At 64.4% G+C, this 14,291-nt stretch carries 14 protein-coding genes; 11 read left to right on the top strand and 3 right to left on the bottom strand.

Annotation, left to right across the window (positions count from 1 at the left end; genetic code table 11):
• Positions 1-95: 95 nt before the first annotated feature.
• From AAEQ75_RS08630 to AAEQ75_RS08620, 3 genes are all read right to left on the bottom strand, one after another.
• The gene (locus tag AAEQ75_RS08630; protein WP_179575009.1) at positions 96-983 is read right to left on the bottom strand and encodes a lysophospholipid acyltransferase; all 888 of its coding nucleotides are present in this window, start codon (positions 981-983) and stop codon (positions 96-98) included.
• Between the two features lie 98 nt (positions 984-1,081).
• Positions 1,082-1,690 (bottom strand): MSMEG_1061 family FMN-dependent PPOX-type flavoprotein, encoded by a 609-nt coding sequence (locus AAEQ75_RS08625; protein ID WP_179575008.1) that lies wholly within the window; start codon positions 1,688-1,690, stop codon positions 1,082-1,084.
• Complete coding sequence (locus AAEQ75_RS08620) at positions 1,687-2,241, bottom strand: DNA-3-methyladenine glycosylase I (protein ID WP_179575007.1); 555 nt, start codon at positions 2,239-2,241, stop codon at positions 1,687-1,689. The genes AAEQ75_RS08625 and AAEQ75_RS08620 overlap by 4 nt, the downstream gene beginning before the upstream one ends.
• A gap of 171 nt (positions 2,242-2,412) precedes the next feature.
• On the opposite strand from AAEQ75_RS08620, the gene glyQ reads away from it, so the two are divergent.
• The 11 genes from glyQ to AAEQ75_RS08565 all read left to right on the top strand — a co-directional run bounded on the left by glyQ (position 2,413) and on the right by AAEQ75_RS08565 (position 13,995).
• The gene (gene glyQ / locus AAEQ75_RS08615; protein ID WP_343351663.1) at positions 2,413-3,405 is read left to right on the top strand and encodes a glycine--tRNA ligase subunit alpha; all 993 of its coding nucleotides are present in this window, start codon (positions 2,413-2,415) and stop codon (positions 3,403-3,405) included.
• The gene (gene glyS / locus AAEQ75_RS08610; protein WP_343351661.1) at positions 3,402-5,456 is read left to right on the top strand and encodes a glycine--tRNA ligase subunit beta; all 2,055 of its coding nucleotides are present in this window, start codon (positions 3,402-3,404) and stop codon (positions 5,454-5,456) included. The genes glyQ and glyS overlap by 4 nt, the downstream gene beginning before the upstream one ends.
• Before the next feature lie 80 nt (positions 5,457-5,536).
• Positions 5,537-6,067 carry a D-glycero-beta-D-manno-heptose 1,7-bisphosphate 7-phosphatase gene (gene gmhB, locus AAEQ75_RS08605; RefSeq protein WP_343351659.1) on the top strand — a complete coding sequence of 177 codons (531 nt, stop codon included), beginning with the start codon at positions 5,537-5,539 and terminating at the stop codon, positions 6,065-6,067.
• A gap of 13 nt (positions 6,068-6,080) precedes the next feature.
• Positions 6,081-6,848, top strand: coding sequence for a lysophospholipid acyltransferase family protein (locus tag AAEQ75_RS08600; RefSeq protein ID WP_106734805.1), 768 nt, complete (start codon positions 6,081-6,083; stop codon positions 6,846-6,848).
• Positions 6,849-7,093: 245 nt separating this feature from the next.
• Entirely contained in the window at positions 7,094-7,699 is a 606-nt protein-coding gene (locus AAEQ75_RS08595) for a CDP-alcohol phosphatidyltransferase family protein (RefSeq protein WP_343351656.1), read from the top strand.
• A 26-nt stretch (positions 7,700-7,725) separates the two neighbouring features.
• Positions 7,726-9,480, top strand: coding sequence for a bifunctional alpha/beta hydrolase/class I SAM-dependent methyltransferase (locus AAEQ75_RS08590; RefSeq protein WP_343351654.1), 1,755 nt, complete (start codon positions 7,726-7,728; stop codon positions 9,478-9,480).
• On the top strand, positions 9,480-10,817 hold the full coding sequence (locus AAEQ75_RS08585; RefSeq protein ID WP_343351652.1) for a phosphatase PAP2/dual specificity phosphatase family protein: 1,338 nt from the start codon (positions 9,480-9,482) through the stop codon (positions 10,815-10,817). Before AAEQ75_RS08590 ends, AAEQ75_RS08585 begins: the two co-directional genes overlap by 1 nt.
• Positions 10,807-11,241 carry a hypothetical protein gene (locus tag AAEQ75_RS08580; protein ID WP_343351650.1) on the top strand — a complete coding sequence of 145 codons (435 nt, stop codon included), beginning with the start codon at positions 10,807-10,809 and terminating at the stop codon, positions 11,239-11,241. The genes AAEQ75_RS08585 and AAEQ75_RS08580 overlap by 11 nt, the downstream gene beginning before the upstream one ends.
• 9 nt (positions 11,242-11,250) lie before the next feature.
• Positions 11,251-11,874 carry a lysophospholipid acyltransferase family protein gene (locus AAEQ75_RS08575; RefSeq protein ID WP_074938679.1) on the top strand — a complete coding sequence of 208 codons (624 nt, stop codon included), beginning with the start codon at positions 11,251-11,253 and terminating at the stop codon, positions 11,872-11,874.
• Position 11,875: 1 nt separating this feature from the next.
• Complete coding sequence (locus AAEQ75_RS08570; protein WP_343351645.1) at positions 11,876-12,808, top strand: phosphatidate cytidylyltransferase; 933 nt, start codon at positions 11,876-11,878, stop codon at positions 12,806-12,808.
• A gap of 68 nt (positions 12,809-12,876) precedes the next feature.
• Complete coding sequence (locus tag AAEQ75_RS08565; protein WP_343351643.1) at positions 12,877-13,995, top strand: GGDEF domain-containing protein; 1,119 nt, start codon at positions 12,877-12,879, stop codon at positions 13,993-13,995.
• Positions 13,996-14,291 lie beyond the last annotated feature (296 nt).

The following is a 14,291-nucleotide window of genomic DNA, read 5'->3' as shown; positions in this document are numbered from 1 at the left end:
CCGTTTTTAACGCAGTATTGCCAACGCAGGTAGTTTTTCAACAGCCTGCTAGAACCTGGCCGCGACCGCATCAGCAAGAGATGGGCGAAACAGCTTCAGTACCACTTGGCCTCGCCCTCGGGGCGCTTCTTGAAGCGCTTCATGCTCCACATGTACTGGCTCGGGTAGTTACGCACGTAACGCGACACCACTTCGCTCATCGCCGCCACGCCTTCTTCGACGTTCTCGCTATACATGCCTTCGGGGGCCGCCTCGAGGATCACCTTGTAGCCGCTGCCGTCCGGCAGGCGCAGCGCATGCAGGAACACACCGACCGCCTTGCCACCAGTGAGCATGTTCGGCACGAACTTGCTGGTCAGCGCGGTGGTACCGAGAAAGGGCACGAACACGCCCGACGAACGGCTCGGCTCCGGGTCGGCCGGGATACCCACGGCCCCGCCTTTGCGCACTTCCTTGATGACGCTGAGGATGCCTTCCTTGGTCGAGGGTGCGACACGGTTGCCCATCTGCACGCGCTGCTGCTGCAGCAGTTCGTCAACCGCCTTGAGCTTCGGCGGGCGATAAAAAATGATCGGTTTGCACTGGTTGCAGTAGAAATGGTTGAGCACTTCCCAGTTGCCCAGGTGGCTGGTGATACCGACCACGCCCTTGCCCGAGGCCAACGCCTGTTGCAGTACTTCCAGGCCTTCGACTTCACGCACCAGCTTGAGCGATTTCTGCGCTGGCCAGATCCAGGCACAGGCGCTTTCGGTCAGGGTCTTGCCGATGTCCTTGAGGCTCTGCCCGACCAGCTTTTCGCGCTCGGCCTCGCTCAGCTCCGGGAAGCACTTGGCCAGGTTGATGCGTACCACGTCGCGCGAGCCGTTCGGCAGCTTCCACATCAGCCAGCCGATGGCATTGCCCAAGGCCTGCACGGCGCGCCAGGGCAGCAGTGCGAACAGACGCAGGAACCCGACTACCAGGGCGCCCTTGAGTTTTTCCACGAGAGACTCCAAGCGTTTCTGCAAAGCGCCCAGTTTAACAGGACGTTCAAAACCGTTGGTGAGGCAGGCAAGACAAGGCGTAACGAGGGCCAGCTCAGTCAGTAAAGGCTCGTCCGCAGCCGCTGTTGCAGATCGCGCTCGTAGGCCTCGACGTCGAATTCCTCATAGATGCAGCGGAAGATATCGCCCGCGCTCGGCAGGCTGGCGCGCGCCACCTGGCGCGAGGCATCCCACAGCCCGGAGCGCACTGCCGCCTTGGAGCACTGGAAGTAGCAGCTGTCGATATGGATGCGCAGTACGCTGCGCGGCAGCTTGCCCTGGGCACGGCCCAGTTCCAGAAGCTCGGGGTCGAGGGAGATTTCGGCACGGCCGTTGACCCGCAGACTCTCGCCCACGCCCGGAATCAGGAACTGCAGCGCCACCTGCGGGTTGAGCACGATATTGCGCAGGCTGTCGATGCGGTTGTTGCCGGGGCGATCCGGCAGCAGCAGGGTCTGGTCGTCGAGGATGTGCACGAAGCCCGGCGCATCACCACGCGGCGAGCAATCCAGACCATCCGGGCCAACGCTGGCCAACACCACGAAGGGCGAGGCCTCAATCAGCGCACGGTAGGGTTCGATCAGCCGCGGCAACTCCTTGCGCCGCGAGCGCTCATGGCTTTCGCCGTACAGTGCCTGCAATTCATCCAGCGTGGTGATGGTGGTCATGAGCCCTTCAGTTGCGCATAGCGGTCGCAGTCGGTGGTATGGTCCATCACCATACCCGTGGCCTGCATGAAGGCATAGCAGATGGTCGGCCCGACGAAGGTGAAACCGGCCTTTTTCAGCGCCTTGCTCATGGCCTCAGCCTCAGGCGTCACTGCCAGCATCTGGCTGCGGTCGCTGAAGTGGTTGATCTTCGGTGCGCCGCCGACGAACGACCAGAGCCAGGTCACCGGATCCTCCAGCTGCAGCCAGGCCTGGGCGTTCTGCCGCACGGCCTTGAGCTTGAGGCGGTTGCGGATGATGCCGGGGTCCTGCATCAGAACCTCGATTTCCTCGTCACTGAGGCGCGCCAGACGCTCCGGATCGAAGCCGTGCAGCACCTGCCGATAACGCTTGCGCTTCTTCAGCACAGTGATCCACGACAGCCCGGCCTGCGCGCCTTCGAGCAGCAGCATCTCGAACAGTTGCCGGGCATCGCGCTGCGGCACGCCCCACTCCTCGTCGTGGTAGGCCTGGTACAGCGGATCGTCGGTACACCAGAAGCAACGGGGCATGGCGGAAAGCCTCGGTCAGGATGAAACGGCGACTATAACCACAAAACAGCTGGATATAAATACAGTCATTAACAACAAGGGATGATGCCGATGTGCCGTACCCTGCGGCCTGCGCCGAGTTTCGATATACTCACCGGCTTTCCCTCGCAAGCCTCCACAGGTGATTTTTTCGTGAGCCAGACCAAGCCTGCCGTGCGCACCTTCCAGGACCTGATCCTGGCCCTGCAGAACTACTGGGCCGAGCAGGGCTGCGTGGTGCTGCAACCCTACGACATGGAAGTAGGCGCCGGCACCTTCCACACCGCCACCTTCCTGCGCGCCATCGGCCCGGAGACCTGGAACGCCGCCTACGTGCAGCCTTCGCGTCGCCCCACCGACGGCCGCTATGGCGAAAACCCCAACCGCCTGCAGCACTACTACCAGTTCCAGGTGGTCTTGAAGCCCAACCCGGAGAACTTCCAGGAGCTGTACCTGGGTTCGCTGAGGGCCATCGGCCTCGATCCGGAAGTGCATGACATCCGCTTCGTCGAAGACAACTGGGAATCGCCGACCCTCGGCGCCTGGGGTCTGGGCTGGGAAATCTGGCTCAACGGCATGGAAGTCACCCAGTTCACCTACTTCCAGCAGGTCGGTGGCATCGAGTGCTACCCGGTGACCGGCGAGATCACCTACGGCCTGGAGCGCCTGGCCATGTACCTGCAGGGCGTCGACTCGGTCTACGACCTGATCTGGACCGACGGCCCGTTCGGCACCGTGACCTACGGCGACGTGTTCCACCAGAACGAGGTGGAGCAGTCCACCTACAACTTCGAGCACGCCAACGTCGAGAAGCTGTTCGAGCTGTTCGATTTCTACGAGAGCGAAGCCAACCGCCTGATCGAGTTGGAGCTGCCGCTGCCCACCTACGAAATGGTGCTCAAGGCCTCGCACACCTTCAACCTGCTCGACGCCCGCCGCGCCATCTCGGTGACCGCGCGCCAGCAGTACATCCTGCGCGTGCGCACCCTGGCCCGTGCGGTAGCGCAGAGCTACCTGCAGGCGCGCGCCAAGCTCGGCTTCCCCATGGCCACCCCCGAACTGCGTGACGAAGTACTGGCCAAGCTCAAGGATGCGGGTCTCCTGCAAGACGAAGTACTGGGCAACACCCTGGAGGCGCAAGCATGAGTGCACAAGATTTTCTGGTCGAACTGGGCACCGAAGAGCTGCCACCGAGGGCCCTGAAGAGCCTCGGTGACGCCTTCCTCGCCGGTATCGAGAAAGGCCTCAAGGGCGCCGGCTTGGGCTACACCGCCAGCCGCGTGTATGCAGCGCCGCGCCGCCTGGCGGTGCTGATCGAGCAGCTCGAAGAGCAGCAGGCCGACCGCAGCATGAACCTCGACGGCCCGCCCATCCAGGCTGCCTTCGATGCCGACGGCAACCCGACCCAGGCTGCCCTGGGCTTCGCCCGCAAGTGCGGCGTGGACATCGCCGAGATCGACCGCAGCGGGGCGAAACTGCGCTTCGCCCAGCACATCCCTGGTCAGCCGGCGGTGAACCTGCTGCCGACCATCGTGCAGGACTCGCTGAACGACCTGCCGATTCCCAAGCGTATGCGCTGGGCCGCACGCCGCGACGAATTCGTGCGCCCGACCCAGTGGCTGGTGATGCTGTTCGGTGACGCCGTGGTCGACTGCGAGATCCTTGCGCAAAAAGCCGGTCGCGTCTCCCGCGGCCACCGCTTCCACGCCAACCGCGATGTGCGCATCAGCAGCCCGGCCAGCTACGCCGAAGACCTGCGCAGCGCCTACGTGCTGGCGGATTTCGCCGAGCGCCGCGAGATCATCAGCCGCCGCGTCGACGAACTGGCCGCCGCCGAGCAGGGCACGGCCATCGTGCCGCCGGCGCTGCTGGATGAAGTCACCGCCCTGGTCGAATGGCCGGTGCCGCTGGTCTGCTCGTTCGAGGAACGCTTCCTCGAGGTGCCGCAGGAGGCGCTGATCAGCACCATGCAGGACAACCAGAAGTACTTCTGCCTGCTCGATGCGAACGGCAAGCTGCTGCCACGCTTCATCACCGTGGCCAACGTCGAGTCCAAGGACCCGGCGCAGATCGTCTCGGGTAACGAGAAAGTCGTGCGTCCGCGCCTGACCGACGCCGAGTTCTTCTTCAAGCAGGACAAGAAGCAGAAGCTCGAAGACTTCAACCAGCGCCTGGCCAACGTGGTGTTCCAGGCCCAGCTGGGTTCGGTATTCGACAAGGCCCAGCGCGTATCGGCGCTCGCCGGTTTCATCGCCCGCGAAGTCGGTGGCGACGCCCAGCGCGCCGCCCGCGCCGGTCTGCTGTCCAAATGCGACCTGGCCACCGAGATGGTCGGCGAATTCCCGGAAATGCAGGGCATTGCCGGCTACTACTACGCGCTCAACGACGGTGAACCGCAAGACGTCGCCCTGGCCCTGAACGAGCAGTACATGCCGCGCGGTGCCGGTGCCGAACTGCCGAGCACCCTCACCGGTGCTGCCGTGGCCGTGGCCGACAAGCTCGATACCCTGGTCGGCATCTTCGGCATCGGCATGCTGCCGACCGGCTCGAAGGACCCGTACGCTCTGCGTCGCGCCGCCCTCGGTGTGCTGCGCATCCTGATCGAAAAGGGCCTGGATCTGGACCTGGCCACTGCGGTCGACTTCGCCGTCGCCCAGTATGCCGGCAAGATCAACAGCGACGGTCTGGCAGCTCAGGTGCTGGAGTTCATCTTCGACCGCCTGCGTGCGCGCTACGAAGACGAAGGCATCGAAGTCGCCGTGTACCAGGCGGTGCGTGCGGTGGGCCCGACCTCGCCGCTGGACTTCGACCAGCGCGTGCAGGCCGTGCAGGCCTTCCGCAAGCTGCCGCAAGCCGCTGCCCTGGCCGCCGCCAACAAGCGCGTGTCGAACCTGCTGAGCAAGGCCGAAGGTGGCGTCGCCGCCCAGGTCGAAGCGCACTACTTCGACAACCCCAGCGAGTTCGCCCTGCACGCCGCCATCCAGCAGGCCGACCACGCGGTGCAACCGCTGGCAGCAGCCCGTCAGTACAACGAGGCCCTGGCCAAGCTGGCCAGCCTGCGTGAGCCGGTGGACGCCTTCTTCGAGGCGGTACTGGTCAATGCCGAAGACGCGCGCGTGCGCGCCAACCGTTACGCCTTGCTGGCCCGCCTGCGCGGGCTGTTCCTCGGCGTAGCGGATATTTCGGTGCTGGGCTAAGGCCTTCGTAGGAGCAAGCTCCGCGCGCGAAAGCGTTCGCGAGCAGAGCTCGCTCCTACGGCAGACTCTGAAACGACTGAATGAAACTACTGATCCTCGACCGCGACGGTGTCATCAACCAAGACTCCGACGCCTATATCAAGACGCTCGACGAGTGGATTCCGATCCCCTCGTCGATCACCGCCATCGCACGCCTGTCGAAAGCGGGCTGGACGGTGGCCGTGGCCACCAACCAGTCCGGTATCGCCCGTGGCTATTACGACCTGGCGACCCTGGAGTCGATGCACGCGCGCCTGCGCCAGCTGGTGGCGGAGCAGGGCGGTGAGGTCGGTCTGATCGTGCATTGCCCGCATGGGCCGGATGACGGCTGCGACTGCCGCAAACCGAAACCGGGCATGCTCGAGCAGATCGCTGCGCACTACGCCGCGGATCTGCCAGGAATCTGGTTCGTCGGCGATACCAGCGGTGACCTGCAGGCCGCGCTGGCCGTCGATTGTCAGCCTGTGCTGGTGAAAACCGGCAAGGGCGAGCGAACCCTGGCCAAGCCCCTGCCGCCAGGAACCCTGGTATTCGATGATCTGGCGGCTGTCGCCGATCAACTGCTCTCATAAGGTGTGAAGGTTCATGGCGCTAGTGCAGGCATTCAGAGTCACGCTTTTCTACCTGCTGCTGTCGTCCAGCTCGTTCTTCTGGTGCCTGATCAGCCTGGTGGTCGCACCGCTGCTGCCGTTCCGCCAGCGCTACCGCTTCGTCGTCCAGGCCTGGTGCAACTGCGCCGTGTGGCTGGCCAAGGTGATCGTCGGTATCCGCTATGAAGTGCGCGGCGTGGAGAACATTCCCGAGCGCCCCTGCGTGATCCTCGCCAACCACCAGAGCACCTGGGAAACCTTCTTCCTCTGCGGTTTCTTCGAGCCACTGTCGCAGGTGGTCAAGCGCGAGCTGCTGCGCGTGCCGTTCTTCGGCTGGGGCATGGCGCTGCTCAAGCCCATCGCCATCGACCGCAGCAACCCCAAGGCCGCGCTCAAGCAGCTGGCCAAACAGGGCGACGAGCGCCTCAAGCAGGGCGCCTGGGTACTGGTGTTCCCCGAAGGCACGCGGATTCCGCCGGGCCAGATCGGCAAGTTCTCCCGTGGCGGCACCGCCCTGGCAGTGAATGCCGGCCTGCCGGTGCTGCCCATTGCGCACAACGCCGGCGAGTTCTGGCCCAAGGTCGGCTGGTCCAAGCGCTCGGGAACGGTTCAGGTGATCATCGGCGCACCGATGTACGCCGAGGGCGAAGGCCCGCGTGCCATCGCCGAGCTCAACGAGCGCGCCTTCCAGTGGGTACGCCAGCAACAGACCGAACTGCGCGGCGAAGAGCCGCAACTGAGCCGGCTAGGCGAAACCGTCTGATCTGTGGATAAGCTGTGCGTCAAATGCAAGCAAAGCGCCATCATCGCTCGCATCTGGCTGATTTTCCTGGCGAATCCACTGCGCTAGGAAAATCCCGTAACAGGGTATAAGTTGTGGCTCACGCCTGACTGCTATTGGCCTTCCGGCGGCTACATGCCGCCGATAAATCCGCCTCTACCACGACGGTTTCACAGTCTCGCCCGCGGCAATGGCCGAAGATGGGACACGAAAGGGAATTCGCTGCCATGCCGTCGATCTACCAGCTCAAACCGGCTTTCCAGAACCTGCTGCGCCCAGGCGTCGAACGCCTGCATGCCCGTGGTGTCACCGCCAACCAGGTGACCCTGGCCGCGGCCGTGGTCTCCGTGCTGCTCGGCGCCCTACTCGCAGCCTTCTGCCATGTCGTCTGGCTATTCGCCCTGATCCCCTTATGGATGCTGCTGCGCATGGCGCTCAATGCCGTCGACGGCATGCTTGCACGCGAGTTCGGCCAGCAATCGAAGCTCGGCGCCTACCTCAATGAACTCTGCGACGTGATCGCCGACAGCGCCCTGTATCTGCCCTTCGCACTTCTGGCAGGCGTCTCGCCACTGCTGGTGATCGTTGTTGTGCTGCTGGCGGTGATCAGCGAATACGCTGGCGTACTCGGGCCCATGGTCGGCGCCTCCCGGCGCTACGACGGGCCGATGGGCAAGAGCGACCGCGCCTTCTGCTTCGGCGTGATCGGCGCTGGCGTCGCCACAGGCCTGCTGCCAGCCTTGTGGATCAATCTGTTGCTGGGCCTGATCCTCGCCCTGTTGCTCTACACCCTCTACAACCGCGTTCGCCATGGCCTGGCCGAAGTGGCCTGAGCTGTCCTACGGAATAAGGAGATTCCATGCGCCCCGTACAACTGCACACGTTCAGTACCCATGATGGCGTCGAGCTGAGCTACCGCCACTGGCCGGCGACGACGCCTGCCGATGGCCCACGCCAGGCCGTGGTGCTATTTCATCGCGGCCACGAGCATGGCGGGCGCATGGCCCACCTGGTGGACGAACTGGATCTGCCGCACTGCGACGTCTTCGCCTGGGATGCCCGTGGCCATGGCCTGTCGCCCGGTGCACGCGGCGACAGCCCGAGCTTCGCCACCAGCGTGCGTGACGTGCAGACCTTCATCGAGCACATCGGCAGCCAGCACGCCATCGCCGAAGAGGACCTGGCAGTGGTGGCGCAGAGCGTCGGCGCGGTGATCATCTCCACTTGGGCCCACGACTACGCGCCCAAGGTGCGCTGCCTGGTGCTCGCGTCGCCGGCGTTCAAGGTCAAGCTCTACGTGCCCTTCGCCCGCCCCGGCTTGAAGCTGATGCACGCCTGGCGCGGCAACTTCTTCGTCAACAGTTACGTGAAGGCGAGGTTCCTCAGCCACGATCCCGAGCGTATCGCCTCCTTCGAGAACGACTCGCTGATCGCCCGGCCGATCTCGGTGACCATGCTGCTCGGCCTGTACGAAGCTGCTGATCGTATCGTCGCCGACGCCCAGGCGATCCAGGTGCCGACCCAGCTACTGATCTCCGGCGCCGATTTCGTCGTCCACCGCAAACCACAGGAAGACTTTTTCGAGCGCCTCGGCAGCCTGCGCAAGGAAAAGCACCTGTTGCCGGGCTTCTTCCACGACACCCTGGGTGAACGTGACCGCGCTCACGCCCTGAGCCGCGCGCGACGCTTCATCCTGCGCAACTTCGAGGAGCCGGTCACGCGTCCCTCGCTGCTCGATGCCGACCGCCTGGGCGCCACCTGCGCCGAAGCCGAAGAGCTGGCCGCGCCGCTGCCACGGAACTCGCTGCGCGACCTCTACTGGCGCGCCACCCGTGCCAGCATGCGCCTGGGCAGTAGCCTGTCGGCCGGGGTCAAGCTGGGCTTCGACACCGGCTTCGACTCCGGCAGCACCCTCGATTACGTCTACCGCAATCAGCCTACCGGCAAGGGCGCGCTGGGCCGAATGATCGACCAGAACTACCTGGACTCCATCGGTTGGCGCGGCATTCGTCAGCGCAAACTGCACGCCGAAGAGCTGCTGCGCCTGGCCATGAGCAAACTGCGTGAAGCGAACAGGGCGGTGCGTATCGTCGATATTGCCGCCGGCCATGGTCGCTACATCCTCGAATCGCTGGAAGGTCAGGAGCAGCGTCCCGACGCGATCCTGTTGCGCGACTACAGCGACATCAACGTGCGTGACGGCAATGCGCTGATCCAGCAGAAGGGCCTGGGCGATATCGCCCGCTTCGTCAAAGGCGATGCCTTCGACCGTGACGATCTCGCCGCGCTGGATCCCAAGCCGACCCTGGCGGTGGTCTCCGGCCTGTATGAACTGTTCGGCAGCAACCAGATGGTCGGTGATTCGCTGGCCGGGCTGGCGGCTGCGATCGAGGAGGGCGGTTACCTGGTCTACACCGGCCAACCCTGGCACCCGCAGCTGGAGCTGATCGCCCGTGCTCTGACCAGCCACCGCGATGGCCAGGCCTGGGTCATGCGCCGGCGTAGCCAGGCAGAGATGGATCAGTTGGTCGAGGCCGCAGGCTTTCGCAAGGTGGCGCAGCGCATCGACCAATGGGGCATCTTCAGTGTGTCCCTGGCGCAACGGGTGAAGTGATGGACAGCGCGCGCGAACAGGGATTGTGGAAGCGCGGCGTACTCTGGCTGCTGGTGCTCGGCCCGCTGTTCTTCGCCAGCTACGGCTTCGCCAACTGGTTCACCGGGCAGCGCGCTGACGTCGGTAGCCTGGTCTTCGCCTGGGAGCCGCAGATCCCACTCTGGCCCTGGACCATCGTGCCGTACTGGTCGATCGACCTGCTCTACGGTCTGTCCTTCCTGCTGCCGGCCTGCCACCGCGAGATGGATCGCCACGCCCTGCGCCTGCTCGCCGCGCAGGTCATCTGCGTGGCCTGCTTTCTGCTCTGGCCGCTGCGCTTCACCTTCGAGCGGCCGCCGCTGGACGGCACCTTCGGCCTGATGTTCGACGTGCTGATGGGCTTCGACAAACCCTTCAACCAGGCGCCTTCGCTGCATATCACCCTGCTGGTGATCATCTGGGCGATGTTCGCCAATCACACCCGCGGGCTGTTCTGGCGCGGCTTGCTGCACGGGTGGATGGCGCTGATCGGCATCTCGGTGCTGACCACCTGGCAACACCACTTCATCGACGTGCCTACCGGGGCGCTGGCCGGCTTCTTCTGCCTGTGGCTGCTACCGCTGCAGGGCGATACGCCGCTACGGCAGATGCGCCTGAGCAGCGATCCACGCCGTTGGCGCCTGGCATTGCGTTACAGCCTCGGCGCCCTGGCGTGCGCGGCGCTGGCGCTCACCCTGAGCGGCGCCTGGCTCTGGCTGTACTGGCCGACGGTTGCCCTGGCGATGGTCGCGCTCAACTACCTGCTATTTGGCGCTGCCGGCTTCCAGAAGCAAGCCGACGGCCGCCTCAGTCCGGCCGCCACGGTATTGCTCGCACCCTATCTGCTCGGTGCCTGGATCAACTCCCGGCTGTGGACCTATCGCCGGCCAAAGCCCAGCCAGGTGTTCGAGGGCATCCACCTTGGTCGACTCCCTGCGACGCACGATCTCGAGGGATTTGCCGGCCTGGTCGACCTCTGCGCCGAACTGCCGCTGCAACGCACGCCGCCAGCCTATTGCAGCCTGCCGTCACTGGACCTGGTGGCGCCCGATGCGCTGACCTGCCAACGCGCCGCCGAGGCCATCGAACGCCTGCGTCATCACGGCCCACTGCTGGTGTGCTGCGCCCTGGGTTATTCGCGCAGTGCCACTGCCGTCGCGGCCTGGCTGCTGCACAGCGGCCGCTGCCAGAACGTCGAGGCCGCCGTAGAGCTGATTCGCCAGTCTCGGCCACAGGTCGTGCTCGGCCCGCAGCATCTGGCCGCGCTGCAATCCATGGTCGATGCACAACCGGGGCTGGAGGTCGCTCATGCAGGCTGATCTGCTGCTGGTCGCGGCACAGTTGCGACGGGGGCGCAGCCTCGATCATTGCTCCAGCGCGCTGAGCCTGGTCGCCGTGGTCTTTGGCCTGGCGCCTTGGCTTGGCGCCCCCGCGAGCCTGATGTTGGCGCTGCTCTGTGCCGTGCTGCTGATCACCGGCCTGGCCGAAAAATACTGGGCGCTGCGCGTGGCGCTGGATGCCGAGCTGTTCCAACGCCTGGCCGAAGCCGGCGAACAACTCGACAGCCAGACTCATGCACTGGATCAGGCCCTACAAAATCTGGGCCTGCAAAATGCCCAGCAGGCTGGCCGCACCTGGAGCCTTCGCTCTCAGGGCGCACTCGGCCTGCTGCGCAAACAGGCGCTGTGTCTGCTGCTACAGATCGTCATCGTCGTACTCGGGTTCTTCATCGTTTTCGCTTAAGGAGTCGCCATGCTCGCTGCATTGACCGCTTTCGCCATCACCTCGGCGGCTCGCCTGCTGACCGGTGCCCGAGCCCTGTGGCTCGGCAGCACCGCGCAGGCGACGCAACGTCTGTACTACGCCAACCACAGCAGCCATGGCGATTTCGTCCTGCTCTGGGCGTCGCTGCCACCGGAGCTGCGCAAGCGCACCCGGCCGGTAGCCGGCGCCGACTACTGGCAAAAGCCGGGGGTGCGCAGCTTTCTGATAAACAAGGTGTTCAACGGTGTGCTGGTTGACCGCGAGCGCAAGGAGGAAGGGGTCAACCCGCTGCAGGCGATGCTCGATGCGCTGGACGGCGGTGACTCGCTGATCATCTTCCCCGAGGGCACGCGCAACCTCGGCGACGAGCCGTTGCTGCCGTTCAAGAGCGGCCTTTATCACCTGGCTCAGGCGCGGCCGGACGTGGAGCTGGTGCCGGTGTGGATCGCCAACCTCAATCGGGTGATGCCCAAGGGCCGGGCGCTGCCGCTGCCGCTGCTGTGCACCCTGAGCTTCGGTGCGGCACTGGAGCCCATCGAGGGGGAGGGCAAAGATGCCTTCCTGGAACGCGCGCGTAACGCCCTGCTGGCACTAGCACCCGAGGAGGCCTGAGATGGATAACAACACTTTGCTGCTGTTCGCCGGTATCGGTGCTCTGCTGTTGCTGGCCAGCCTGGTCGGCTTCGTCCTCAAGCGGCGCAGTGGCGATCAGCCCAACCCGGTGATCGACAACCTCAACGCGCGGATCAACGCCTGGTGGATGATGGTGCTGGTAATCGGCATCGCCTTCCTGTTCGGCAACGTCGGCGTCGTCGTGCTGTTCTACTTCGTGTCGTTCTATGCGCTGCGCGAGTTCATGACCCTGACGCCGACCCGGCGCAGCGACTACCCGGCGTTGGTGGCCGCCTTCTACTTCGCCCTGCCGATGCAATACCTGCTGATCGCCCTGGGCTGGTATGGCCTGTTCGCTATCTTCATCCCGGTCTACCTGTTCCTGCTGCTGCCGATCCTCGCCTCGCTGGGCGGCGATACCACGCGCTATCTGGAGCGCGCGGCCAAGGTGCAGTGGGGGTTGATGATCGCCGTGTACTGCATCTCTTCGGTACCGGCGCTGCTGACCCTGGACATTCCCGGCTACGAGGGGCGCAATCTGCTGCTGATAGCCTGGCTGATCATCGTCGTGCAGCTCTCCGACGTGCTGCAGTACGTCTGCGGCAAGCTGGCCGGCAAACACAAGATCGCGCCGAATCTCTCACCCTCGAAAACCGTGGAAGGCTTTGTCGGTGGCGTAGCCCTGGCGACGCTGATCGGCGCCATGCTTTGCTGGATCACGCCGTTCGCCTTCTGGCAGGCCGCACTGTTCGCCCTGCTGGTATGCATCCTCGGCTTCGCCGGCGGCCTGGTGATGTCAGCGATCAAGCGCGACCGTGGTGTGAAAGACTGGGGCCACATGATCGAAGGCCACGGCGGCATGCTCGACCGCCTCGATTCGGTATGTTTCGCCGCACCGGTGTTCTTCCATATGGTGCGCTACTGGTGGGCCTGATCGAACACGAGCAATGTGACAGGGGATTGCACTAGAGTTAAGCAACCCCCTAGAACCAGAAGGCCGATATGGTCGCCCACACCCAGACACTGTTCGGAGCCGTCGCGCTGGTCGCCGTGATCATGGGTAGCTGTCTGATCCTGGTTGGCCAATTGCGTCATCGCGACGGCATGCTCACCACTGGGCTGGGCATGCTCTCCCATGCGCTGGCCTACATCGGCTTTACCCTGTTCGGGCTGGCCTCGATGTGGCTGACCTATGTGCTGGCCAACACCTTGCTGTCCACCGCGCTGGCGTTCTACACCGTCAGCCTGCCGCTGATCCATGGCCGCCGCCCGCCATGGCGGCTGGCCTTCGCTTTCCCGCTGCTATTGGGCGCTTTGCTCAGCCTGCTGATCCACACCGAAGAACCCCGCCAATTGGTGGCCTGCCTGTTGCTGTTCACTCAATGCCTAGTGATCCTGCGTTTGAGCCGTCTCCATGCCGTGCAGGGTGGGCGCGCCCATCGCATCCTGATGCTAGGCGCAGGCATCAGCCTGTTCGGCCTGGGCATTCGCGTGGCGGTCATCCTCAGCGGTGCGCCAGCGGAGATGCACTACGACGTCAGCAACCTGAAGCAGACCGTATCGGTCGCCCTCGGCGCCGCCACCATCATCATGTTCTCCTTCGGCCTGGTACTGCTGTCGCGCGAGCGGATCGAGTCGGAGCTGCGCCAGACCGCTCTGCGCGACACGCTTACCCGGCTGCCCAATCGCCTGGCGATACTCGAACGACTCATCGACGAGCTGGAGCGCGCCCGCCGCCAACACACGCCGCTGTCCATCGCCATGCTCGATCTGGATCACTTCAAACAGATCAACGACAGCCACGGACACCTGGTCGGCGATGACGTGCTCAGGCACTGCGCGGACCATCTTCAGCAGCGTCTGCGGCGTAACGACAGCATCGGCCGCTATGGTGGTGAGGAATTCCTGCTGATCCTGCCCGGCACCGACGCCAATGGCGCGCTAGAACTGGTCGATCAGCTCCGCCAATCCCTGACCCAGCACCCGGTGCAGGTCGACGACAAGACCATCGCCTTGAGCTTTAGCGCCGGAGTTTACGGCATGCTGCTCAAGGCCGACACCGCGCTCTATCGCGCCAAGCATGCCGGGCGTAATACGCAGGTCCTGGCTACGGCGGACTGAGGGAAGGGCTCGGATTACTGGTGATTTCTGGAAGGCTAACAGCTCTCTTCTGGAAGACCTGAGTCATGCCCTGCTACGGCGTTCAGCGTCGCCAGACTTTTCTGCAGGCAACAAAAAAACCGCCGAAGCGGGTTTTTTTTGACCTTCCGACATCCTGTCGTTTGCCGTCCTGGCGCGGTCTGTCTTCCATGACTCGGGACATCCAGTTCCCGGTAGGTGTGTGTAGATTAGCCAGCCCACGGCCGCGGCGGGAGAAGTCCGTTGCGCTTCGGCGTGTAAGCCTTTTGCCATAAAGG

The organism is Pseudomonas sediminis (genome assembly GCF_039555755.1).
In the GTDB taxonomy this organism is placed as follows: domain Bacteria; phylum Pseudomonadota; class Gammaproteobacteria; order Pseudomonadales; family Pseudomonadaceae; genus Aquipseudomonas; species Aquipseudomonas mendocina_D.
Note: the sequence above shows the minus strand (reverse complement) of the source record. Positions and strands in the feature narration are given on the sequence as shown.

Bases quoted from the DNA above. Each gene is read 5' to 3' on its own strand.
- AAEQ75_RS08625 (WP_179575008.1), bottom strand. From the start codon at position 1,690: ATGACCACCATCACCACGCTGGATGAATTGCAGGCACTGTACGGCGAA.
- AAEQ75_RS08620 (WP_179575007.1), bottom strand. From the start codon at position 2,241: ATGCCCCGTTGCTTCTGGTGTACCGACGATCCGCTGTACCAGGCCTAC.
- glyS (WP_343351661.1), top strand. From the start codon at position 3,402: ATGAGTGCACAAGATTTTCTGGTCGAACTGGGCACCGAAGAGCTGCCA.
- gmhB (WP_343351659.1), top strand. From the start codon at position 5,537: ATGAAACTACTGATCCTCGACCGCGACGGTGTCATCAACCAAGACTCC.
- AAEQ75_RS08600 (WP_106734805.1), top strand. From the start codon at position 6,081: ATGGCGCTAGTGCAGGCATTCAGAGTCACGCTTTTCTACCTGCTGCTG.
- AAEQ75_RS08595 (WP_343351656.1), top strand. From the start codon at position 7,094: ATGCCGTCGATCTACCAGCTCAAACCGGCTTTCCAGAACCTGCTGCGC.
- AAEQ75_RS08590 (WP_343351654.1), top strand. From the start codon at position 7,726: ATGCGCCCCGTACAACTGCACACGTTCAGTACCCATGATGGCGTCGAG.
- AAEQ75_RS08585 (WP_343351652.1), top strand. From the start codon at position 9,480: ATGGACAGCGCGCGCGAACAGGGATTGTGGAAGCGCGGCGTACTCTGG.
- AAEQ75_RS08580 (WP_343351650.1), top strand. From the start codon at position 10,807: ATGCAGGCTGATCTGCTGCTGGTCGCGGCACAGTTGCGACGGGGGCGC.
- AAEQ75_RS08575 (WP_074938679.1), top strand. From the start codon at position 11,251: ATGCTCGCTGCATTGACCGCTTTCGCCATCACCTCGGCGGCTCGCCTG.
- AAEQ75_RS08570 (WP_343351645.1), top strand. From the start codon at position 11,876: ATGGATAACAACACTTTGCTGCTGTTCGCCGGTATCGGTGCTCTGCTG.
- AAEQ75_RS08565 (WP_343351643.1), top strand. From the start codon at position 12,877: ATGGTCGCCCACACCCAGACACTGTTCGGAGCCGTCGCGCTGGTCGCC.